Below are 20,576 nucleotides of genomic sequence, written 5' to 3'. Positions count from 1 at the left end.
AGTGCCAAGCCCTGCGCCACATCATACGTTTACTACACCGCCTAAGATTGACTAGCAAAGAGTGGGGTGAGTGACATGAAACCGAATCCATCAAACAAGAAGCTCACAGTGAAGTTACTTTTGGCGACCCTGTTAATGTTTGGCTTCGGCTATGCACTGGTTCCACTTTATGACGTGATGTGCGACGCATTGGGAATCAATGGAAAGACAAGTGAAGTGGCCGCCATTCAACCGACAGGTATGCAACCGGACATGAGCAGAACTGTTCGCGTGGAGTTTATGGCGCATGTCAGCCCAGATATGCCTTGGGAGTTTAGACCCAAAGTGATTTCGATGGATGTTCACCCAGGTGAAGTCGTACAAACCGAATACCTTGCATTTAATGAAAGCGGGCAGAAGTTGGTGGGGCAAGCCGTTCCTTCTGTTTCTCCCGGGACTGGAGCTGCTTACTTCAATAAGATTGAGTGTTTTTGCTTTAACCAGCAGCCTCTGGATGGTAAACAGCAAGCTCAAATGCCGTTGATTTTTTATATCGAACCGGACTTGCCGGAGTCTATACACACGTTAACGCTGTCTTACACACTCTATAAACTTCCCCCTCCTACAGGCTCTTAGCCACTCAGGGAGAGAGATACAGACCAAGGTTGGTCAGTAAGGAGAGAAACTATGAGTAACAAGCCAGGAACATATTATGTTCCCGCTCAAAGTAGCTGGCCGATCATCGGTGCATTTGCTCTGTTTTTGGTTGCTGTTGGCGCAGGCATGACCGTCCAGGGGACACAAAGTGACGGTGCAGTGGGAACCATTGGTGGCATTGTGCTAGCGGTGGGCTTCTTGTTCTTGCTTTACATGTTGGCTGGTTGGTTTAGTAATGTGATTACTGAATCACTGAGTGGAAAATACAGCTCGCAAATTACTCGTTCTTTTCGCCAAGGAATGAGCTGGTTTATCTTTTCTGAAGTGATGTTTTTTGGTGCCTTTTTTGGTGCCTTGTTCTACGCCAGAATGATTTCTGTGCCTTGGTTAGGTGGGGCAGATAATAACTTCATGACTAACGAAGTCCTGTGGCCAACCTTCGAAGCGATGTGGCCACTCACACTGACGCCGGGAGGAGAAACAACACAAGCTATGCCGTGGCAGGGCATACCCCTTACCAATACTATCTTGCTGCTATTGTCGTCTATTACGCTACATATGGCGCATATAAGCCTTGAACAAGACAAAAGAACGGCACTGATTGTTTGGTTAGAGATAACCATCGTACTTGCTGGCTTTTTCCTATATTACCAAGCGGTTGAGTATGTTCATGCTTATCAAGACATAGGGCTCACGTTGCAGTCCGGTATTTACGGTAACACGTTCTTCATGTTGACGGGATTCCACGGTTTACACGTTTGTCTTGGGACTATCTTCTTAATCGTGCTGCTGTTCAGAATCGCTAAAGATCACTTTTCGCCAAAGAACCATTTTGCCTTTCAAGCGGGCAGCTGGTATTGGCATTTCGTGGATGTGGTTTGGTTATGTCTGTTTGTGTTTGTTTACGTACTTTAGGCTCATTGTGAACTCTTGGTCCGACTAATAAGGGCGAGGGTTTGGCGCTAGCCAACCCGAGCTGAGCGCAATAAGCAGAAGGATGACCACCAAAGCGGAGAACATGACTCGACGGCCTAAGTAATGACTCATGGGTTTGTCTCTTTTTTCAGGATTATCTGGGTCTTCACGAACCATTTCGATAAGCGCTTTTGCGAGGTTGAAGATAATGAAAAGCAGCAAAAGGACAAGCGTCAGTTTGAATAGAAATACGGTGGACATGGCACCTCCGGTTTCATCATTGTTGTTATCAAGACAATTATGGCTATCGAAACGGTTTTGGGTTGCAGTTGGTTTAACTGTGGTTGTGTTTTCTCTTTTGGTCAAACTGGGTTTTTGGCAGTTTGAGAGAGGGCAAGAAAAACAAGCATTGGAACAAGCCATTCTCGCGCGTGCGGATAGTGCGTACCAAGCACTAAGCGTCGTTCTTGAAGACAACGACTGGCGAGAGGAAAGTATCCTCGGGAAAAAAGTGGAAGTTAATGTTGTTCCTCAGGCGTTTCCCGTAATTTTGTTAGATAACCAAACGCATCAAGGCAGTGTGGGATATTTAGCATTTCAGATTGTATTGACGAGCGATGAGCCTAGTGCCTATGCGTTATTGGAGCTTGGTTTTGTCGAGGGAAGAGCAGAACGCTCAGTGTTACCAACGGTCACCAAACTCGATAATTCGACTTTCATCACAGGACGCCTGTACCGAAAATCTACTAATCCACTGAGCTCAGAGTTAATGCCGGAAGTTGGCGATGTTATTCGCGTGCAAAACCTAAACATCGCGCAATTGAATCAGCTACTGAATATTGAACTTATGCCCGCAGTCTTGCAGCCAGACAATTTAACTCGTTGGCCCTATGACTTTCCTTGGAATCCATTGCCACTCAATAGTGCCAAACATTTTGGCTATTCGATTCAATGGTTTTCGATGGCAGGTGTTTTCTTATTACTGACTTTAATTGTTTTTGTTCGTTGGCAAAAAAAGTTGCGTCACATGGAGGTGAAGCATGACATCTAAAGTAACCAAAGGACGACTAATGTTGATTGCGCTGGTTTGTACGTTCGCGCTTCCCGCTGTCATTGCAAAAGTCATTCTTACACAAGGGTGGTATCAAAGCGGAGTGACCAATAGAGGCGAGTTAGTCGAACCATACACGACGTTAGAGCAGCTTGGTCAAGAGTCACCTCTCAAAGACCATGGTTGGCAACTCGCTTATGTATTGCCTAACGAATGCACTGAACAGTGTAAACAGCAGCTTTACCTGCTTCAGCAAAGTCATGTTGCTTTAGGTAAGTATCAAGAGCGAGTAGTGCCAGTCGTTTGGCAGACTGAGCATTCAGATCCCATGGAAGTATCGATGTTAGCGATGCAAATGAATGAATTGGTTACCGCTAAAGTGAAACCTGGGCAAATGTTGATCGTTGATCCTCTTGGGCAACTGGTGATGTCTTACTCGCCGAAACCAAATGAGGACTTAGTCCTATTGAATAAAGGTATGTTGGCGGACTTACGCAAGCTCTTAAAACTGTCACGAGTCGGTTAGAGGAAGTGCATATGAAATTAATTCAGTTGGTTAGATTCAGTTTGCTCCTAACTTTCGTGGTGATCATGTTAGGGGCATATACTCGCCTTTCAGATGCAGGGTTAGGTTGCCCGGACTGGCCTGGTTGTTATGGGCACTTTTCTGTGCCGCATCAAGAAGAAGACGTCATACGTGCTAACCTGAACTTCCCCGAGCGGGCAGTAGAGCATGAGAAAGCATGGCTTGAGATGATTCATCGCTATTTTGCAGGAACGTTAGGTTTAGTCATTTTTGCGATGGCAGCGATATCAATAAGGTCTGAGCGTGTAAATTCAACCATTCCGATGTTGCTCAGCGTATTGGTGATTGGGCAGGCACTTTTGGGAATGTGGACAGTTACTCTTAAATTAATGCCCGTCATCGTGATGCTTCACTTGCTCGGTGGTTTTGTTTTATTGGCGTTACAGGCGATTTTTTACTGCCAATTAAAAGCGCAAAACAATCTCTATTTCTCTCCATCTTCTAGCTCTCTGAGAGGCTTTTCATTGTTGGTTTTTCTGGTTGTTTTGGTGCAAGTGCTCCTTGGAGGATGGACTTCGTCAAATTATGCAGCGCTGATGTGTACCACACTGCCGATTTGTGAGGGAGACTGGATGAGCCATCTCTCATGGAAAGAAGCGTTTTCTTTCTGGCAAACTGGATTCGAGAATTATGAATTTGGTGTCTTGGAGTATCCGGCAAGAATGACTATACACGTCACTCATCGTATAGGCGCTATTGTTACCGCCACCGTGGTATTGGCTTATAGTATTGGGCTTATGAGGCAAGATTCTCATCATTCACAGAGAATCGGAGGGTGGTTGTTATTCACTCTGGTGTGCCAAATTATGCTGGGTGTAAGCAACGTAGTATTTCAACTTCCTATCTATGTCGCGGTGGCGCACAACCTTGGTGCCGCTGTTATGTTGAGTCTCGTTTGTGTTAGCCAGTTTTACTTGTGGCAGGGTAAAACGGCTTGGAATTACACCGCGAAAGGAGTTCGCTATGAGTAAAGAAATCGCGCTGTCGTTAAATGGGCGAAAGCGACTAAGTTCCGTTTATTTGAAGTTAACGAAACCTAAAGTGGTGGCGTTAATGTTGGTGACGGCAGTAGTAGGGATGAGCTTAGCCCCGGTTGATGATTTCCCCTGGTTGCAGGCGGTAGTTGGCCTAACGGGGATTGGTCTGATGGCAGGGTCTGCGGCAGCGTTTAATCATCTAATTGACCGCCGAATTGATGCGAGAATGGCACGTACACACAAACGACCATTGCCATCGGGTGAGACTAAACCATCATCGGTGATAGCCTTCGCTACAGTTTTAGGTGTCTTAGGGTTTGTACTTCTCTATGCGATGGTCAACCCGCTGACGGCATGGTTGACTTTGATGAGTTTGCTCGGCTATGCGATGGTATACACAATGTACCTCAAACGTGCTACGCCCCAAAATATCGTCATTGCAGGGATTGCCGGTGCGATGCCGCCTCTTCTCGGTTGGACTGCTGTAACAGGGCAATTACATGCGAATGCTTGGCTGCTCGTAATGATCATTTTTATCTGGACGCCACCACATTTTTGGGCTCTGGCTATTCATCGTGTCGAGGATTACCGCAAGGTAGATATTCCCATGCTGCCAGTGACACACGGCATTGAGTACACCAAAACTTCTATTCTGTTGTATACGGTGCTATTGACTTTGGTTTGTGTCCTACCGGTTTTGGTTGGTATGGTCGGCGTGGTGTATCTTTTTGCCTCGCTACTACTCAATGCTGGCTTTATGTACCATGCATGGAAGCTAAAATATGCACCAGAGCCAAATACCGCGATGGAGACGTTTAAATTCTCTATCTATCATCTTTTGGCGTTGTTCATTGCATTGCTTTCGGATCACTATATTGGTTTTTAACCTCTCTTAAAACAGAAAACGCCGCGTGGTTCGCGGCGTTTTTGGTTTTGATACTTTGGCTTTAAGACAAAGCTTTCTAGATTTATTGAATTTCTAGCAGTTCAACATCAAAGATCAAAACACTTGCTGGTGGAATTGGGCCAGAGCCACTCTTACCATAGCCAAGCGTGCTTGGTACGAAAAGGCGGATTTTCTCACCTTCTACCATGTATTGTAGACCTTCTTGCCAGCCTTTAATGACTTGGTTAAGACCAAATGAAATAGGCTCACCACGATTAACAGAGCTATCGAATACCGTGCCATCAATCAAGGTGCCGTGGTAGTGTACTTTTACTTTACTTGTTGCCGTTGGGTGAACCTCACCTTCGCCTTTTTCAAGAACCATGTATTGAAGGCCACTTTCTGTTGTGATGACGCCTTCTTTTTTCGCATTTTCTAGTAAGAATGCTTGGCCTTTGGCAAAGTTTTCATCTGCTACTTTATGGTTTGTCCAAGTACGGTAAATGAAAAAGCCCGCCAAAATAAAAATAATAAGAGGAAACAAAAATTTAGACACGTAATCTCCTTGTCTATTTAGGTTGTTTTAGCAAAAAGTTGATGGTTTCTGCCATGGCTTCAACGCTGTCATGACCACCAGTAATTACTTGATATTTTCCGTTTACGATAAAGGCTGGAACGGAGTTAATTTGGCCTCGCGTGGTGATCGCTTCTGCCTTAGTGATGTACTCAAACAGCGCTTTTTGCTGTGCTTCATCTAAATGGTAAGGGCTGATAAGGTTGCGAGACTCAAAGGCTTTCTCAACAGCGATTTGGCGTTCCTCAGCCGTTGCATCGGCACCCATTTGCACAGCAGTAAAAAGATCTGCCATAAACGCTTTATCTGGTGTTGATTCAAGCTGCATTACGGCAGTATAAAAGATGATGGCGCTCACTTGTGCACTTTCATTGAACGTTACATGCATTTTTTCAACGCTTTGATCGGTCAATGATTCAATTTGAGGGACAAACTCTTCCATTGAGCGGCAGTGGCCACAAGTTAAAGAGAATGCTTCAGTCAGGGGAGCTAAATCATATTCTTCAAGGGATACTGGCAAAACTTCGTATTGTTTGCCTTGCTGAGGCTGACTCTTGCCGCTATCGCATGCCGACAAAGCCATTACGGCAACAACAACAGCAAAGCCTTTCGATATGGTTTTTAACATAGTAGTGCTCTAAATGAGAAATTTGCGTTAGTTTATCGGTTAACGATAGTGACTAAAACCATTAAATAACAATAAAGTGAGACCATTGGTAACAGACTTAGCCTGACGTATGGGCTGTAAGGGTAGGGTATTTTAGTGTTGCTTTTTATTTGAGAGATGATTTGGCATTGACTCCAGTGGCATGAACGCTGCATAGACAAACCAATCGGTGGACAAAAGCGCTAAAGATTCGGCGTGTTTTGTCGACACAATGAACAAGAGTTTTTCTACGTTGGTAATGGTATGAAGCATTGGTTTTTAATTGTTTGTGGCATTCTGGCCGGGTGCAGTAGCCTCGATCAAGATATGGTCCCAGGTGGGAACATTTTAGATACAGCTCCTAAATCAAACACTGAGCTGAGACACCCAGAATGGGGATACCCGAGCGCATCCAATGTGGCTTCTTCCCCTCGTTCATATCAAACGGCGAGGGCGTCAGTAAAAAAGTCGCAAAACGTGACCTCTCTGGAAATGTTCCTGAGCAGGCATAACATTCCTCACGAGACGCTCAGTGGTGGTCACCTGATGATACGTTTGAAAGAGCAAGTGCATTTTCAAACGGGCTCTGCACGGTTATCTGCTCAATCTCAAGACTGGATTCGAAACATTGGTCACTATCTGGCGGGAAGAACTGATGTTGATGTCGTGATTGATGGTCATGCGGATAGTACGGGAGCTGAAAGTTTCAACGACACGCTATCTGAAAAGCGAGCTCGTGAAGTAGAAAAACAACTATTGGCGACGAGTATTCCACGTCAACGAGTGTTTTCTAGAGGCTTCGGAGAGTATGTACCGAAGTGCAGCAATGCGACAGCGAGTGGTAAAGCTTGCAATCGGCGCGTAGAGCTAACATTGATCGTGGATGAATAACGCAGACGTTAGGCGGTAATCTTCGTTGTGTTGTTCTCACATACCCGTTATTTGCTTAGTGGAGTTTAAGTTCGGAGTTGAGCAAGAAGACTGAATAAGGAAAGCTCGCACGGCAACATTTAGCTAGAAAAAATAGAAAAGAGGCACCGTTAGGTGCCTCTTTTACATCCGCCAATGTTCATAGGGGGAACTTAGGCAAATTCTTTTTCAACGTAAGCGACGATGTCAGATGACTCGTATAACCACTGTGTTTCGCCATCTTTTTCGATACGAAGGCAAGGGACTTTAACTCGCCCACCACCTTGCTCTAGTTCAGCTCGATGAGTCGGGTTATTTTTTGCATCACGTAGCTCAATGTTCACCGATTGACGCTTCATTGCACGGCGGACCTTTACGCAAAAAGGGCAGGCTTCAAATTGGTAAAGTGCGTATTGTTTCGCTTTTTCATCAATACGTTGCTGTTCTTCTGCGGTGCGCTTAATACCACGAGGTGAGAACACCGCGTTCAGCAATAAGATAACCTTGCCTAAAATCCAACGGATAAACTTCATAATGATCCCTTGATGTTCATTGGGTAATTGTCCTTTAAGAATGCAATCATGATGCTTGTTGCACTGAGCGTGAAGTCTATCAGTTGTTTGAAATGGATAAAACCATGTATTTTATGCGGAAAATAGACGTTTAAACCAACCCCAAAAGCCACTTGCTGAAGCCGGACGGGCTTCTTTACCTTGATAAAAACTTTGCATGAGTTCGGTTCTGAATGCATCAACGTCCATGCGTTTCATGACAAGTTCGTGCTGCAATGTATTTTGAGTCTGCTCGGCATGATCGTGCGCCAAGCTGAAATCCATATTTAAATAGCCTTGCGTGTATAACCAAAGGTGGGTGACTAAGATTAGGTCTTCAGCAGATTGGTTAGTAAACTTATCCGCGTGCTCATTACCCAAGGAGTCAGTCAGAACTTGCTGCATACGCTGGGTAGAGTGAGCATGTTGCTCGTAGTTAGCACTTGCTTCAATATGTGATTTGGTCAAAAGGCCAAGCAGGTGAAGAGTAGGTGCTGTTGTGGGTTTGTTCTCACAAACTTTTGTAAATAGTTGTGACTGTTCTTTTAACCAACGTCGCTTTGCTGCTTTATGTTCTTTAACAAAGGGGATTTCTTCAAATCCCATCTCTTGACTCAGTTCACTAAGAGACGTCATGGTTTTTTAGTTCCTTCACCGTTACTTCGATATGTTGATCATTGATATCAACAAAAATTGAGCTGCCAGTAATCATAACAGAAAGGCTAGTACCTCGGTCAAGATGCTGACAAATCAAGTCGATAGCGTCATAGTCAAAGCTCTCTACGTTGACGGGAAGCATTGAGAACTTTCCTGACATTTTGTCCCACCAGACAGCCGCTTTGGTGTTATAAGTGTAAACTTTTACATGCTTTGCGAGGCGAGAAGCTTTCTTAATTCTGTCTGGTTCTGGTTCGCCAATTTCAATCCAGTGAGTAATGCTTTGATCATCGCCAACATGCCATAAATCAGGCTCTTCAATCGTAGAGAGTCCTTTTGTAAACTCTAGATTGCTTTGAGCATTTAAACAGTAAGCTAGAATGCGAGCCAACATTCGTTGCGGCTTTTCAGAAGGGTGAAGGGCGATAGTTAGATTTTTAGAATCGTAATAGTCATTATTCATATCGGAAATGGCGATACGAAATTTGTAAATGGTTGGTTTAAGAGCCATAGATTTATATCGTTTTGTTGGCAAAATAAGTTTTAGGCAAAAAAATAGCCAGCTTTAAAAGCTGGCTATCGTATCAAATTCTTTAAGAATTAAAGTACTTTGATTTGCTCTGCTTGAGGGCCTTTTTGACCTTGAGAGATAACAAATTCTACTTTCTGGCCTTCAACTAGAGTACGGAAGCCGTCACCAGTGATTGCAGAGAAGTGAGCAAATACGTCAGGACCGTTTTCTTGTTGAATGAAACCGAAGCCTTTAGTTTCGTTGAACCACTTAACTGTGCCAGTAGCTGTGTTAGACATGTCTATTTCCTAAATATCTAAATAATGTAATCTTTCGCCTCAACGGCGCTTATAGCGTGGAAAAATAAATTGCTATTGCGTACCACAGGACGACGGGTTACAAGTAATCCAACGAAATGTGAAAACAAAGAACTTTCTTTCTAGCCGTGTTTGAGTCTAGGTTAATTCCACGAAGAGTCAACATATATTAGTGCTTTATGGACAAATATTTGTATTTAGTCACTATTTAACCAGCATGTTTTTGATTAAATTTCAAATAAATGACGGTGATGTGAAGTTTTTTAGCATAAAATTCAACTAAATCTATAAATTTGACTTATTTACATAATTATTGTCCAATCTGGTTCGACCATTAAGGAGGATTTATGGCAAAGCGTAAAATCAGTCCTCAACCGAGTGGCTCACAACATGAGACCGACTTCGGCAGAGGTGAAATCAAAGACAACGCGTTAAAAGCGGTTGTTACCAGTCAGCTGTTCCAAACACGAGTCGTTAAAGCGAAAAAAGGTAAAGGTAGCTTCAGCCGTAAAATGAAGCATAGAGGCAAAGAGCCCTATTCAAAGTTCTCCCCAAGGTGGATTTTGAATAGGGCTTTTTTATTGGTACTAGGTGTTTGCAAAACTGATGATATTCAATTTTTTAGTACCAGATAAGTTTTCCTAATTTATTATGTACTGCTTCAACTGCTTCAACTGCTTCAACTGCTTCAACTGCTTCAACTGCTTCAACTGCTTCAACTGCTTCAACTGCTTCAGCGAACCAGGCGTTGAAAGTACCAATTAAGTACTAAAACTTACTAAGTTAGATTCATATCAATAAGCGTCACTTCCTGTCTTATGCAACTCTACTATATCTTTAGTCTAATCAAACAGCCGAGATTATGGTTTAAAAAGACTGGTGAGAAGTAGGTATGTCATCGACGAGTTATGGTACTTATGGTTGCAAATGTAAAAAAGCGTGTGCTTCTTTATTACTAGTGTGGCTGTCCATTTGTCCGATGGCGCATGCGCACAAATCAGAGTCTCATTCTTTAATTGTTGCTAACTCCAAAGCGTGGAAGCCGTTCTCTTACCTTAGCCCAGATGGTGAACCTAAAGGTATTTTAATCGACTTTTGGAAAGAGTACGCGGCGAACAACCAAATCGACGTTCAGTTTCTCCTTTTGGATTGGGATGCTTCTTTGCAAGCCGTAAAAGAGGGTAAGGCTGACTTTCACGGAGGACTTGTCTACTCGCCCGAAAGAGCGAAGTATATGGACTTTGGCGCCGTCATAATGCCTATCCAAACCAAATTGTACGTAAATAAAGATGTACTTTCGGTTGATATCAGGAGTGTTTTAACTGGAGAAATGACGCTGCCAATTGGCGTTGTTAAAGGAAGTTACGAGTCTGAGTTTGTTCAGACGAATTACCCGAATGTACCTATCGCAGAATACATTAACAATGATTCGATGATACAAGCCGCCGTCGATAAAAAGGTGCTGTACTTCGTTGCAGACCTGCAAGTTGCTAACTTTTATATGGCAACCACGCCGGGAGCGGGTATGTTTGTCCCGACAATTAGCTTATATAGTAAAGATCTTCGGATTGCAGCAGGAATGCACAGTGCAACTTCCATTTTAGAGGTATCACGAGCGTTTGAAAAAGTCATCGATACGGATCGTGAGCGGATCCTCACCCGTTGGAGTGTGGTGAAAACGGTTTATCCACTTTATCTTTTCCCTATTGCTATTTTCATTATGGCGGTCGCAACGCTTTATCATATTTTTGCTCTCAAACGTATGGTTGCTCTTCGGACAAGGCAATTAACGATTGCCAATCAGCAATTGCTGGAGATGACGTTGACGGATTCTCTCACAAAGCTATACAACCGTAGACACCTGATTGAGCAATTGGCGCTACTGAATCATTTGAAGCGAAACTTAACGGTGATGGTGTTTGATATTGATGATTTTAAATCAATCAATGATCGATATGGCCACCTTGCTGGAGACCGAGCAATAGTTGCCATCGCAGAAGCCGCTAAGTCGATGACTGATGACCGAATGACATTGGCGAGAATTGGAGGAGAAGAGTTCGCACTTGTTACGTCTTCTCTGTCAGAGCGAGAAGCGCTCAATTTTGCCAATATGCTTTGTAAAGCCGTTTACGATCAGCCTGTTATACTGGGCGGACAAGCAATTCATTTGAGTATCAGTTTGGGCTGTGCTTACTATCCTGAGTTTACCCACATCGTGAGCTTGCAAGATGCTGACGAGTTGATGTATCAAGGTAAGTCTGAAGGAAAGAATCGTGCAGTTTTCCAAGTTATAACAGACTGTCAGCTTCAACCTGCGCTTCGTCAAGTGAATTAGGTCTCGCTAATTCAACTGATACTTCAAACCATCCTCAAGCCTCAAAGGTTTAGTCAGAGTAACGTGGTAAGCGTTGACGATTACGTTGCGTTGTTTTCTTTGAGGCCAATTTGCGTACAAATATTCGCACTTTCATATATATAACCCCCGCCTGCTCACGTTTTTATCATAGAAGCAGTAATTGTTTTAAAGTGATAAGTGATTTCTTGGTAAAGATCAGAACCCCTGTCTACACTCAGTGTAAAGTAATGCATATAAAGCATGATGCATACAGTGTTGTACAAAAACAATTAAAGAAGATAAGAAATAAGTTGGCTTGAGAAGGACGGGGAATGAACAACGAATGCTTTGCTAGGTTCCGAGCTGTCACGGATGAACTGTCAATGAAAGAATCGTTGTCAGTTGGGAAAGACCCTTATGCTCACTATCTCAAAGATATTGTGGGCATTGATTTGTTGTCTCGTGAAGAGGAGTTGCATTACGCCAAACTTAATCGAGCTGGTGATGAAGAAGCGCGCGAAATGTTGATTGAGTCTAATCTTCGACTTGTTGTGAAAATCGCAAAAGGTTACCTCAAACGGCCAGGCAATAACTTTACTCTGCTCGATTTGATAGAAGAAGGTAACATTGGTTTGATAAAAGCGGTCGATAAGTTCGATCCTGAGCCAGGCTACCGTTTTTCTACTTATGCGGTATGGTGGATTCGCGAGAATATAGAAGCGGCATTAATGAACAATGGCCGCACAGTACGTTTACCTGCTCATGTGTGCAAAGAGATAAATAGCCTGGCTTTAAAAAAGCTCGATGCGTCAAAAAGTGAGAGCAAGGAGTTGTCTATTTCTGAACTCTCACGCTGCTCAGGGGTGAAAGCAGAGCGTATAGATGAACTTGTTGCTCTTAGTGGTTTTATTGATGTATCTACCACTGCGGACCTACATCGTGTTCCATTTGTTCTTGAACTGTGTGAAAGTGAGTATACGCCAGATCCACAACAAGACTGTGAAAACCAGTGCTTTACTCAAGCTATTGAAAATATTATTAAAACCTTGCCAACTAAGTTGCAGAAAGTCTTAATCCATCGATTCGGATTATTTGACCAGAGAGTGAAAACCTTGTCGGAAATAGGCCTGTTGTTAAACGTGTCTAACGAGCGTGTTCGTCAGATGCAGATAGAGGCGGTTGAACGCGTGCAGAAACGTCTCCGATTCGATGGTTGGGTTTAAGATTTTTAGCCCCTTATCCTAGCCGATTAATTTACTGGCTTGCTACTCTGTTCTTCCGTAAGTAACAGCAGCTCAAGCTGTGCTTTAGCTGCTGCCTCCAATCTCCATACACTCAATAATCGGTTAAGTGCTGCGCGATAAGCACGACTTTTGAGTAAAAAAGCGAGCGTACTTGTGTAGTTGTTTACGACTTGCGCTTGTGTCTCGACTAATGCGGTTTTGTTTTCGATGTCGATGTGTTGAAGGTTAAAGTCAGGAAGAAACGCACACTCATACCATACCTCTACAATTTCACGAATTTCGAGTTCTTCTTCAGGCACGTCGAAGTCTTGTAACTGGTAGTTTTCTGGTATCGTTGATAAATAAACCACATCCAATTTGTCTGCAACAAATGTATACATCGGATTCCTTAGTGTACGCGCTTACAGAGTAAATAGTCTCATCGTTTACATTTTTGTCAATGACCGTGCTCAAGTATGAATGATGAACCACACCACATTCCGAACTTAACTTAGACTTTTTAAGTACTTATCGGTTAACCCGAAATATTTCAGGTTGCCATCTGGCTCCAAGACTAAGCTCATGTTGGATGTAGAGATCATGCCCGGATCATTCGTTGAGAAAATAACGGTCTTATTGAGTAGTTTGTCGCTAAATAACCGCTTGAAGTAGTGCGAGTTTTCTTGCTCAGCACCATTAAATGGCTCGTCAATGATAATCAAAGATTGTTCGCAGTTACCTAGCCCTAATGCGAGCCGCAGTCTTTGTTGAATACCATTTGGTAAACTTTTACAGATATCAACGCTCAATTGAGTGTCCAGGCCTTGTGGCAACCATGTATCGAGCTCAAAGAAACTCACCATTTCACGCATTTTTTCTGTTGGGATTAACCCATTATGCAAGATGAAGTTAGTCTCCAAGGAGCCTTCAAAAATATGCAGGTTAAACGGGACGTAGTTAATCGAGGTTCGATAGCGGTAACTGTTGAATTGTTTGATGTTATAACCGTCCACCGAAACTGAGCCTTGATAGCGTTCCTCTAGCCCAGCGATAATAGAAATGAGCGTCGTTTTACCGCAACCTGTTGGTCCACAAATCACAACTTTTGCGCCCGGTGGAATTTTAAAACCAAGATTAGTTAAGCCTGTTGCCGCACCACTATAACGATGGCTCACACCAGAGCCGACGATACTACCTTGAAATAGGCGAATAGGGGGGCTTTTCTCTAACGTTAGCTTATCGTCATTCATCGCCATAAGGTTGTTGATTTGCGCAGAAGACGCCTTAATGGATTGGAACTTAGAAATAGAGTTGTAGATGCCCATAATAGGCCCCAACGCCTTCCAGACTAAAATTACGGTAGCAAGCATTGCACCTGCATCGGAGGTGCCGTCCATCACGCCGATAACGGCCGCGACGATACTTGCGGTACCAATAACCTGAATCAAACTCCCGCCTGCTGCCTGAACCCTGCTATTAGTCACTGAAACATGTTCTGCATCGTTGGTGCTTTGTAAATGCGATGCGCTAAAGCGGGACTGGATAACACGCAACAATGGCAAGCCTTGGATGGTTTTTATACCACGAAGAATCTCATTCCATTGGTAAGAAACCATGGCGTTGGCGCGAGAGCTCTTGGACGTGGCTTGCGAGTAGATGTAACGAGAATAAACACAGAACACCAACATTAGAATCAACCCCGCCATAACGACTAGCGCCGCGGTACCAGACATAAGAGCAATGGCAATAATGAATACGATAACAAACGGCATGTCGAAGTAGCTTAATGTTGACTCTGCGGTTACCAAACGGCGGAAAGTGTCGATGTCTTTCAAACGTGCTAACTGAGAAGAGACACCAGCGGTAGATGTCATCGAATAAGGAAGCCACAACAGTTTGGATATTACGTTTTGAGAAATATGCACCGCCAAATCCTTCCCTGATGTGGCGATGATGTTGACCCGCATTTTCTTGAAAAAGTATTCCGAAAACCCAACAATCACGGCAAACAACGTGAGCCAATAGAGCGTGGCTTGCGAGCTAGACGTCAAGGCGAAGTTGTACACACTCATAATAAAAAAGGGCTGGAGTGCGCCGAGAATACTGACCACGAAGCTGAGGATAATCAGGCTCTTGAGTTCATTGTTGTAGCGATAAAACGCGTATTTAATCCAGTTACTGCGGTCTTGAGATTCAGGTGGCGGCTCTCGGAACAAGCGCGAGTATTCGCTGATCGAGACCAACAAACATGGCTTCTTGCAGAGCGGGTATTCAATGGTGTTGTTATTGGTGTAATCAAACAGGATCAGTTTGCCGTCTTTGGTGCCCAAGAAAATCGCAGTGAGGTTTTCGATCTCGATAAAACAAGGATGAGGGTGCCCCTCGATGTGTTCCAACGTTTTTAATTTGGTGACGTCACAACGGTAACCAAGGCGTTCAATCGTGGCAACAAAACTGTCGCTGTCTTTTGGTTTAGGGATAAAAGCGTCACTGAGGATAGAAGGTGTGCCTTCCCATTCAAGCGCAATGAGGGTGTAAGCTAAACCACGAATCAAAGGTGACTGATTGTATCGCTCGTCATAACTGCGAGCCTCAAAGTCCAACAAGCGCTGAGGGACATTATTAAAATCAACCAAAATACTCATTGGTCACCTCCGGTAAGTTTGACGCGTTTGAGGCGATGATTGAGCCTGTCCATCTTATTGCTGACGATGATGAGTATTTTGTCGTTGGCGCGATAGGCAGTACTGGTCAAAACCAATCGAGCAAAGTCGTCATCATAAACACAGTCGATGTCGTCGAAGATCAACACACGTTTGTTCGCGAGTAAGGCACGCACCAACAACAGGGCATAAGCGACTTGGCGAGAGAATGGGTTGCGTAAATGTCCTTTAAGCTCGGTGTAAAAACCAGCGGGAAGGGCATCGATTTGTGCTTTGATGTTCATGGTTTCGCAAAGCGCAAATGCCGTGTTATTTAAGCTTGGGCGGAAACAAGTCAAGTTGTCGATGATGGTGCCTTCGACGAACGAACTGGTTTTGTCGACCATGAGCACGCTATTACGCCAGACGTTGTAGTTGACGTCATCGAGTGGTGTCTCGTTGATCTTAATGTCCAGTTTGTTGTCGGTGTTTTGCCGCGTAATGCAATTGGCAAGATGGGTTTTGCCTGCGCCGCTTTTCCCCGTCAGCAAGTAAGCCTGACCACGTTCAAACTCGATGCGTTGCTTTTCCGAATACTTCACCGAGATGCGCTCGACTTCTGTCGTATCATTTTGTTGTTCTACAGATGCCGCAAGCTCAAGCAGCTCGGCGATACGTTGAATATGAAGCTTGTTCAACTCCCATCGACTCACCGTGCGCATTACTTGCTGGTATGGCGCGAAGTAGCGGTTGGTAAGCATGATGATGGCAGCCATGATGCCTTGGCTCGATTGCATGTTGATAACTGCCGTTGCCAAAACTACCACCACACAAGCAATGGAGAGCTGTTGTATGAGCGACAAGATAAGGCTGAAGTTCGATTCAATTTGCTCGTATTTGATGTTCTCGACTTCACGCTCTTCCACCATTTGTGTCATGAGGCTCTCAACGCGATATTCCATATTGCGCGCTTTGATATCGAGTGGGCTAGAGATGATCTCGATGATTTTAGAAGTAGTTAAGCCTTCGATGTCGGATTTGTTTTCTAAGCTGTTGATTTTCTGCTTAGATAGGCTCAGTGCGAACACCGCCAAAATGATGGAGGCGAGCAAGATGGTCACTCCCGCCCAAATGTTGATCACACCGATAATCAGAATGGTCAGTATGCTGACGGCAAGGTTGATCAATGCCCGTACAGATTCTCCGCCAAAGAAGGATTTAATCTCGGGAATGGTGGCAATACGCTCTAAGTATTCACCGGGTTCTAGGCGACGAAACTTCGATATCTCAGCCAAACAGATGGATTGAAACACTTTGTTGGTTAAGTTGGTTTCGAATTGCTTCATGATCACCGACGAAATCTTCTCTTCCTGATTCTTTAAGTGATAGTCGAGGAAGATGGTGATCAAGATAATGGCAAACAGAAGAAACAGCGTGTCTTTAGCTTGGTTAGGTAAAACACGGTCAAAGATAATCAGAATCGAAAAGGGCAACACTAAACCAAACAGTGTTGAGATGACCGTTGAGAAAGTCAGATAACACTTGTCAGCAAAGTTAATCTTCTGGGAAAAATGCTCAGTTTGCATTGCGACCTCCTTTCTTAATCGATGGTTTGGAGAGAAGGTGTTTTGGAACTAAGTCTTGATTGCTTCTGCCTTCGATATCGCTCATCAACTGCATGATGCTTTCGATGGATTGCACCGACAGCATGCCTTTGATTTGCTCAAGATTGATCGATTCAATGATGTAGTCATAACGCGCGCTCTCGTAATCACGTAGCGCGCTAAACAGTTTACTTTCTGCTGCCAGTAAGTCGGTAATGGTTCGCGTACCAAGCTGGTAAGCGCGCTGAATGCCTTTGTAGGAGGCGTAGTTAGCTCGGATGATATTCTCGTAACTGCTAATAGCGCGGGAGAAGTCATTAATGTTGAGTACCGAGGTGTTAACGCTATTGCGCGTCGTGAACAATGAATCTTGGTACAGTAGCTCGGTTCGCTCGATGGCAGTCGACGATTTTTGATAACCGTAGTAATCCGAACCGCCGGAGAAAATCGGCACATTCAAGTTCAAACCGACGCTGGTGGAGTTACTGTCCCCTGTTGCGGTGGGGTCGGTTCGGTCATAGTTGTTCGCATCGTCATAACGGTAACTGGCAGAGAGTGACACGGTCGGCACAAAGTTTGAACCGCTTTCTTTCAACCCTCTTCGGCTGCGTTCTACGGTTTTCTTCGCAACCAATAAATCGTTATTGAGCTTCAAAGCTTGTTCAAGAATCGCGCGTTGTTCGGATTCGCTGATTTCCGCCAAGGGCACGCTTTCGTAGATGTCCTGCGATGGGGTGACTGGATATTGAACTTGAATCTCTAAACCGTTCAAAATCACACGTCGATCTTTCTCTAAGGTTCTTAAGCGGTTGGCAATGCCTTCTTTCTGAGCAATTACCTCATACAACTCGCTCGCCGCAGTGTTGCCAAGCTCCACGTTGCGACGCATTTGGCGCTCACGTGTTTCAGACGATTTAAGTTCTACTTTGGTGGCTTTGATTTGCGCGTTGTTTTTCAGGTACTCGAAATATTGCGTCGCGATTTCAGAAATGGTGCTCTGGATTTTGTTCTCGTGTTTGATTTCCTCAATGTTGAAATCCAGCTTAGCGGTGCCGTATTTGAAGATGTCGCCAAGGTTAAACACCGATTGCGATAAAGACACGCTGTAGCTATTTGAGTTGTAGCTTGAACGTTTATCTGGTGTTCCCGTTAATATGGTCTCGTTTTCATTCCATGTTGTATCAGCGGCACCGTTTAAAGAAGGCAGGAACTTAGAACGGCTAATGTCGATGTTGTATTCGTTTTCTTCCACGCCTTTGTCACTAGCGCGCAGAGATAAATTGTTTTCCAAGCCGAGTTTGACCGCCTCAAGCAAGGTGGTCGCCATTGCCGAAGGAGCATTGCTCAATGTAAGCGCTGCCAATACGCAGCTAGTTAAGTTTCTGTACCGCCACATACTTGTTGATCACCTTGATGATTTCGTCGTTTTTATAAGGTTTGCTGATCACGTAATCCATTCCAGCTTCGATACAAGCTTGGTGTTCATTACTGCTGGTCAATGCTGTCGCGCCTATGATGGTGCAAGGGTTTTGTCCGCTCTCTTGTTCGTATTGTCGAATGCGTTTGGTTGCTTCAATACCGCCCATGCCAGGCATGATGCAGTCCATAAAAATGATATCCGAGCGCTGATTCATGAAGTGCTGAACGGCGTCTGCGCCATCGCCAACGGTATCGGCTTCGTATTCTTGCTTGCTCAAAATACGTTTGAGTAGAATCTGTTGAACACGGTCATCCTCAACAATCAGGAATGAGCTGTTCTCCATCTGATCTTCTGAGGCTTCCGCTTCCATGATTGCTAAAAGATTGGGGATGAACTCATACGGAATCGCAGGAGAGTTCAGAATCTTGTCGACAAAGGTATGGCTCTCTTGTGCTTGCTGAGTGCTAGTGACTGAAAGCAGCAATTTAGTATTCGGGTGATTGCGCAGTTGCGATTTCACCGTTTTGCTCAGTGAGGGCAGCTTGTTTGGCTCGAACGTGTCGGTCAGCATGATGGCGTCGTATTCGCCAAAGGTTTTTGCAGTAGAGAAGAGCTCGTTCGGTGTGCGAATTGGCGTAATCTCTAAGCCCAAGTTGACGAGCATTTTGTTCATCACATCAATGCGCAGCTGAGAGTTGGCACACAGTAATAGGCGCTTATTGTCGAAGCGAGTTTTCTCGGTGTGGAAGCTCTTGGCTTTCAAATCGAGCTGAATTTGAAAACGTTCCTGATTGCCCGATTGATACCAATGGCTCTCGTAATAGCCGTAATCTTTCAGTACGCTTTTCGCCAAATCGTCTTTGGTTGCAGTGTGCTGTTTATGGTCGCTCCAGTGTAGAGTATTGAGCTTGGCAAACGGCACATCCAGTGTGGTTAAGAAGTTTAGATTGATGGTCAGGCGAGTGTTTTCAATGTCTGACGCCGCGCCCGATTCAATGGTGACAAACAGTTTCTTATCGGCTTTGAGTTGGATGGCATTCGATAGCTGTAGGAACAACACCCAGAATAAGCTGGTGGACTGTCCTTCAACACGATTTGGTAGGTTATCCGAGATAAAGCAGTCTATCTCACCTTCATTTCGCTGCACTTTTGAACTGATGTGAATCATCAATTCAGACAGTACATTCAGCAGTGAAAACTCTTTCGATTTGCTCTCGGTCCCTTGTGAAATGAGTCGGTTGTAGTTCTCTGCCAATTCAGACAGGGTATTGGCAGCCGAGGTTATATCTTGCGCCATCAACACGCCGCTCTCATCGGTCTCTTGAACGAGATATTGCACGCCGCCGTTAATGGTGTTGGTGATGCCACGAATCTCGTAACCAATCAGAGCATAGAGCTGCTTGTAGAGATCGTTATTGCGTTTTTGCTCTTCGAGGTTGCTGAAAATCAGTTTTAGGTGTGAGTAGATCTGACGCTGCTTAGGATTGATGCTCACTTCATTCAGCAACTCTTCCAACCTTTGCAAATCCAGTAGTTTGAGTTCTTGATAAAGCTCATCGAATTCTTGGTCAATGTCACGCTCATTCGAGCTGGATTTTTTCAGTTTAAGGATTGCCACCAAGTTCGATAGCACTGCGATACCAACCAGTACGACAACGACCACAAACAACCAAATGAAGAACTCGTTTTTCTCCATCATTAGGTCGCTCGCATGGTTGTTAAATATGGTCCGGTAGTTGTCGTCCATTTGTAGGTAGTTATTGGTGAGCGAGAGGTACAGTGCCAACACATCGTCGCGTGTTTTTTGGCTGTCTGAGAACCGATTGATTGCCAGTTCAAGCTGCGTGTATTCGGTCGCGCCCACCAAGCTAAACTCGGTTTTGTTGAGTGACGCGAGCGACTTAAATTGGTCAATTTCGTCTTTCAGAACCTCAAAATCAAGCTCTGTTGTACTGCAATAACGTGCGCTTAAACAGCGTTGAAGCGTTTGAATATCAAACTCGATAGTTTGGTTGAGCTGTTGAGCTTGAACCAAAAGAGGCGCGTTTTGCACTTTCTCGACTGAATCCACTTTGTCCCAAGAGATATACAAATAAAAGGCGAGGGCAGCCAGCATCAAGCTGAAAGCAATGCTTA

General features: G+C 44.3%; 22 protein-coding genes. 10 read left to right on the top strand and 12 right to left on the bottom strand.

What is annotated here, in order from left to right; all coding sequences use genetic code 11:
• Window positions 1-75 precede the first annotated feature (75 nt).
• Window positions 76-615: a cytochrome c oxidase assembly protein gene (locus tag IQR33_RS25860; RefSeq protein ID WP_005385211.1), complete on the top strand. Its 540-nt coding sequence runs from the start codon at window positions 76-78 to the stop codon at window positions 613-615.
• A gap of 51 nt (window positions 616-666) precedes the next feature.
• The gene (locus IQR33_RS25855; RefSeq protein WP_005385214.1) at window positions 667-1,551 is read left to right on the top strand and encodes a cytochrome c oxidase subunit 3; all 885 of its coding nucleotides are present in this window, start codon (window positions 667-669) and stop codon (window positions 1,549-1,551) included.
• 24 nt (window positions 1,552-1,575) lie between these two features.
• Here IQR33_RS25855 and IQR33_RS25850 read toward each other — a convergent pair whose 3' ends face one another.
• The gene (locus IQR33_RS25850) at window positions 1,576-1,812 is read right to left on the bottom strand and encodes a DUF2909 family protein (protein WP_005391169.1); all 237 of its coding nucleotides are present in this window, start codon (window positions 1,810-1,812) and stop codon (window positions 1,576-1,578) included.
• On the opposite strand from IQR33_RS25850, the gene IQR33_RS25845 reads away from it, so the two are divergent.
• From IQR33_RS25845 to cyoE, 4 genes are read left to right on the top strand one after another with little or no spacing between them, the layout of a single operon-like run.
• Window positions 1,811-2,602 (top strand): SURF1 family protein, encoded by a 792-nt coding sequence (locus IQR33_RS25845; RefSeq protein ID WP_085569294.1) that lies wholly within the window; start codon window positions 1,811-1,813, stop codon window positions 2,600-2,602. The two genes, IQR33_RS25850 and IQR33_RS25845, sit on opposite strands and share 2 nt — an antisense overlap.
• Window positions 2,592-3,128: a hypothetical protein gene (locus IQR33_RS25840; RefSeq protein ID WP_017635864.1), complete on the top strand. Its 537-nt coding sequence runs from the start codon at window positions 2,592-2,594 to the stop codon at window positions 3,126-3,128. The genes IQR33_RS25845 and IQR33_RS25840 overlap by 11 nt, the downstream gene beginning before the upstream one ends.
• Window positions 3,129-3,139: 11 nt before the next feature.
• A complete protein-coding gene (locus tag IQR33_RS25835) occupies window positions 3,140-4,159 on the top strand; it encodes a COX15/CtaA family protein (protein ID WP_193837219.1) in 1,020 nt (339 codons plus the stop codon).
• Entirely contained in the window at window positions 4,152-5,051 is a 900-nt protein-coding gene (gene cyoE / locus IQR33_RS25830) for a heme o synthase (RefSeq protein ID WP_005385222.1), read from the top strand. Before IQR33_RS25835 ends, cyoE begins: the two co-directional genes overlap by 8 nt.
• 82 nt (window positions 5,052-5,133) lie before the next feature.
• On the opposite strand, the gene IQR33_RS25825 is transcribed toward cyoE, so the two are convergent.
• Together IQR33_RS25825 and IQR33_RS25820 are read right to left on the bottom strand one after the other, a co-directional pair.
• A complete protein-coding gene (locus IQR33_RS25825; RefSeq protein WP_005375638.1) occupies window positions 5,134-5,607 on the bottom strand; it encodes an FKBP-type peptidyl-prolyl cis-trans isomerase in 474 nt (157 codons plus the stop codon).
• A gap of 13 nt (window positions 5,608-5,620) precedes the next feature.
• Window positions 5,621-6,253: a thiol:disulfide interchange protein DsbA/DsbL gene (locus tag IQR33_RS25820; RefSeq protein ID WP_042521488.1), complete on the bottom strand. Its 633-nt coding sequence runs from the start codon at window positions 6,251-6,253 to the stop codon at window positions 5,621-5,623.
• Window positions 6,254-6,535: 282 nt separating this feature from the next.
• Between IQR33_RS25820 and IQR33_RS25815 the strand changes: the two genes are divergently transcribed.
• A complete protein-coding gene (locus tag IQR33_RS25815) occupies window positions 6,536-7,162 on the top strand; it encodes an OmpA family protein (protein WP_025768460.1) in 627 nt (208 codons plus the stop codon).
• A 191-nt stretch (window positions 7,163-7,353) separates the two neighbouring features.
• Here the strand turns inward: IQR33_RS25815 and IQR33_RS25810 are convergent, their stop codons facing one another.
• The 4 genes from IQR33_RS25810 to IQR33_RS25795 form a co-directional block, all read right to left on the bottom strand.
• Window positions 7,354-7,713 carry a glutaredoxin family protein gene (locus tag IQR33_RS25810; protein WP_005375631.1) on the bottom strand — a complete coding sequence of 120 codons (360 nt, stop codon included), beginning with the start codon at window positions 7,711-7,713 and terminating at the stop codon, window positions 7,354-7,356.
• Window positions 7,714-7,824: 111 nt separating this feature from the next.
• Entirely contained in the window at window positions 7,825-8,367 is a 543-nt protein-coding gene (locus tag IQR33_RS25805; RefSeq protein WP_017635869.1) for a hypothetical protein, read from the bottom strand.
• Window positions 8,354-8,899: a YaeQ family protein gene (locus tag IQR33_RS25800; RefSeq protein WP_005375627.1), complete on the bottom strand. Its 546-nt coding sequence runs from the start codon at window positions 8,897-8,899 to the stop codon at window positions 8,354-8,356. Before IQR33_RS25800 ends, IQR33_RS25805 begins: the two co-directional genes overlap by 14 nt.
• An 89-nt stretch (window positions 8,900-8,988) precedes the next feature.
• Window positions 8,989-9,198: a cold-shock protein gene (locus IQR33_RS25795; RefSeq protein WP_005375625.1), complete on the bottom strand. Its 210-nt coding sequence runs from the start codon at window positions 9,196-9,198 to the stop codon at window positions 8,989-8,991.
• A gap of 365 nt (window positions 9,199-9,563) precedes the next feature.
• Here IQR33_RS25795 and IQR33_RS25790 point away from each other — a divergent pair, with 365 nt between their 5' ends.
• The 3 genes from IQR33_RS25790 (at window position 9,564) to IQR33_RS25780 (ending at window position 12,774) form a co-directional block, all read left to right on the top strand.
• Complete coding sequence (locus tag IQR33_RS25790; RefSeq protein WP_017821594.1) at window positions 9,564-9,851, top strand: alternative ribosome-rescue factor A; 288 nt, start codon at window positions 9,564-9,566, stop codon at window positions 9,849-9,851.
• Window positions 9,852-10,108: 257 nt separating this feature from the next.
• The gene (locus tag IQR33_RS25785) at window positions 10,109-11,551 is read left to right on the top strand and encodes a diguanylate cyclase domain-containing protein (protein ID WP_149191584.1); all 1,443 of its coding nucleotides are present in this window, start codon (window positions 10,109-10,111) and stop codon (window positions 11,549-11,551) included.
• Between the two features lie 332 nt (window positions 11,552-11,883).
• On the top strand, window positions 11,884-12,774 hold the full coding sequence (locus tag IQR33_RS25780) for a sigma-70 family RNA polymerase sigma factor (protein WP_017635872.1): 891 nt from the start codon (window positions 11,884-11,886) through the stop codon (window positions 12,772-12,774).
• Window positions 12,775-12,800: 26 nt separating this feature from the next.
• On the opposite strand, the gene IQR33_RS25775 is transcribed toward IQR33_RS25780, so the two are convergent.
• The 5 genes from IQR33_RS25775 to IQR33_RS25755 form a co-directional block, all read right to left on the bottom strand.
• A complete protein-coding gene (locus tag IQR33_RS25775; protein ID WP_025768457.1) occupies window positions 12,801-13,175 on the bottom strand; it encodes a hypothetical protein in 375 nt (124 codons plus the stop codon).
• Between the two features lie 105 nt (window positions 13,176-13,280).
• The gene (locus IQR33_RS25770) at window positions 13,281-15,419 is read right to left on the bottom strand and encodes an ATP-binding cassette domain-containing protein (protein WP_053303764.1); all 2,139 of its coding nucleotides are present in this window, start codon (window positions 15,417-15,419) and stop codon (window positions 13,281-13,283) included.
• Window positions 15,416-17,002: an ATP-binding cassette domain-containing protein gene (locus tag IQR33_RS25765; protein WP_193837220.1), complete on the bottom strand. Its 1,587-nt coding sequence runs from the start codon at window positions 17,000-17,002 to the stop codon at window positions 15,416-15,418. Before IQR33_RS25765 ends, IQR33_RS25770 begins: the two co-directional genes overlap by 4 nt.
• Window positions 16,992-18,416, bottom strand: coding sequence for a TolC family protein (locus IQR33_RS25760; protein ID WP_193837221.1), 1,425 nt, complete (start codon window positions 18,414-18,416; stop codon window positions 16,992-16,994). Before IQR33_RS25760 ends, IQR33_RS25765 begins: the two co-directional genes overlap by 11 nt.
• Window positions 18,391-20,576 (bottom strand): response regulator (locus IQR33_RS25755; RefSeq protein ID WP_228014147.1); only part of this gene is annotated, 2,186 nt, incomplete at its 5' end. The genes IQR33_RS25755 and IQR33_RS25760, both read right to left, overlap by 26 nt.

Source organism: Vibrio sp. OPT46 (genome assembly GCF_015163535.1).
Lineage (GTDB): Bacteria > Pseudomonadota > Gammaproteobacteria > Enterobacterales > Vibrionaceae > Vibrio > Vibrio alginolyticus.
The sequence above is the reverse complement of the archived record's forward strand: the minus strand, read 5'-3'. Positions and strand labels throughout refer to the sequence as shown.

Coding starts and splice junctions, on each gene's coding strand:
- cyoE (WP_005385222.1), top strand. CDS start 4,152: ATGAGTAAAGAAATCGCGCTGTCGTTAAATGGGCGAAAGCGACTAAGT.
- IQR33_RS25765 (WP_193837220.1), bottom strand. CDS start 17,002: ATGCAAACTGAGCATTTTTCCCAGAAGATTAACTTTGCTGACAAGTGT.
- IQR33_RS25835 (WP_193837219.1), top strand. CDS start 3,140: ATGAAATTAATTCAGTTGGTTAGATTCAGTTTGCTCCTAACTTTCGTG.
- IQR33_RS25810 (WP_005375631.1), bottom strand. CDS start 7,713: ATGAAGTTTATCCGTTGGATTTTAGGCAAGGTTATCTTATTGCTGAAC.
- IQR33_RS25760 (WP_193837221.1), bottom strand. CDS start 18,416: ATGTGGCGGTACAGAAACTTAACTAGCTGCGTATTGGCAGCGCTTACA.
- IQR33_RS25860 (WP_005385211.1), top strand. CDS start 76: ATGAAACCGAATCCATCAAACAAGAAGCTCACAGTGAAGTTACTTTTG.
- IQR33_RS25800 (WP_005375627.1), bottom strand. CDS start 8,899: ATGGCTCTTAAACCAACCATTTACAAATTTCGTATCGCCATTTCCGAT.
- IQR33_RS25780 (WP_017635872.1), top strand. CDS start 11,884: ATGAACAACGAATGCTTTGCTAGGTTCCGAGCTGTCACGGATGAACTG.
- IQR33_RS25855 (WP_005385214.1), top strand. CDS start 667: ATGAGTAACAAGCCAGGAACATATTATGTTCCCGCTCAAAGTAGCTGG.
- IQR33_RS25850 (WP_005391169.1), bottom strand. CDS start 1,812: ATGTCCACCGTATTTCTATTCAAACTGACGCTTGTCCTTTTGCTGCTT.
- IQR33_RS25845 (WP_085569294.1), top strand. CDS start 1,811: ATGGCACCTCCGGTTTCATCATTGTTGTTATCAAGACAATTATGGCTA.
- IQR33_RS25815 (WP_025768460.1), top strand. CDS start 6,536: ATGAAGCATTGGTTTTTAATTGTTTGTGGCATTCTGGCCGGGTGCAGT.
- IQR33_RS25795 (WP_005375625.1), bottom strand. CDS start 9,198: ATGTCTAACACAGCTACTGGCACAGTTAAGTGGTTCAACGAAACTAAA.
- IQR33_RS25770 (WP_053303764.1), bottom strand. CDS start 15,419: ATGAGTATTTTGGTTGATTTTAATAATGTCCCTCAGCGCTTGTTGGAC.
- IQR33_RS25840 (WP_017635864.1), top strand. CDS start 2,592: ATGACATCTAAAGTAACCAAAGGACGACTAATGTTGATTGCGCTGGTT.
- IQR33_RS25790 (WP_017821594.1), top strand. CDS start 9,564: ATGGCAAAGCGTAAAATCAGTCCTCAACCGAGTGGCTCACAACATGAG.
- IQR33_RS25820 (WP_042521488.1), bottom strand. CDS start 6,253: ATGTTAAAAACCATATCGAAAGGCTTTGCTGTTGTTGTTGCCGTAATG.
- IQR33_RS25775 (WP_025768457.1), bottom strand. CDS start 13,175: ATGTATACATTTGTTGCAGACAAATTGGATGTGGTTTATTTATCAACG.
- IQR33_RS25785 (WP_149191584.1), top strand. CDS start 10,109: ATGTCATCGACGAGTTATGGTACTTATGGTTGCAAATGTAAAAAAGCG.
- IQR33_RS25805 (WP_017635869.1), bottom strand. CDS start 8,367: ATGACGTCTCTTAGTGAACTGAGTCAAGAGATGGGATTTGAAGAAATC.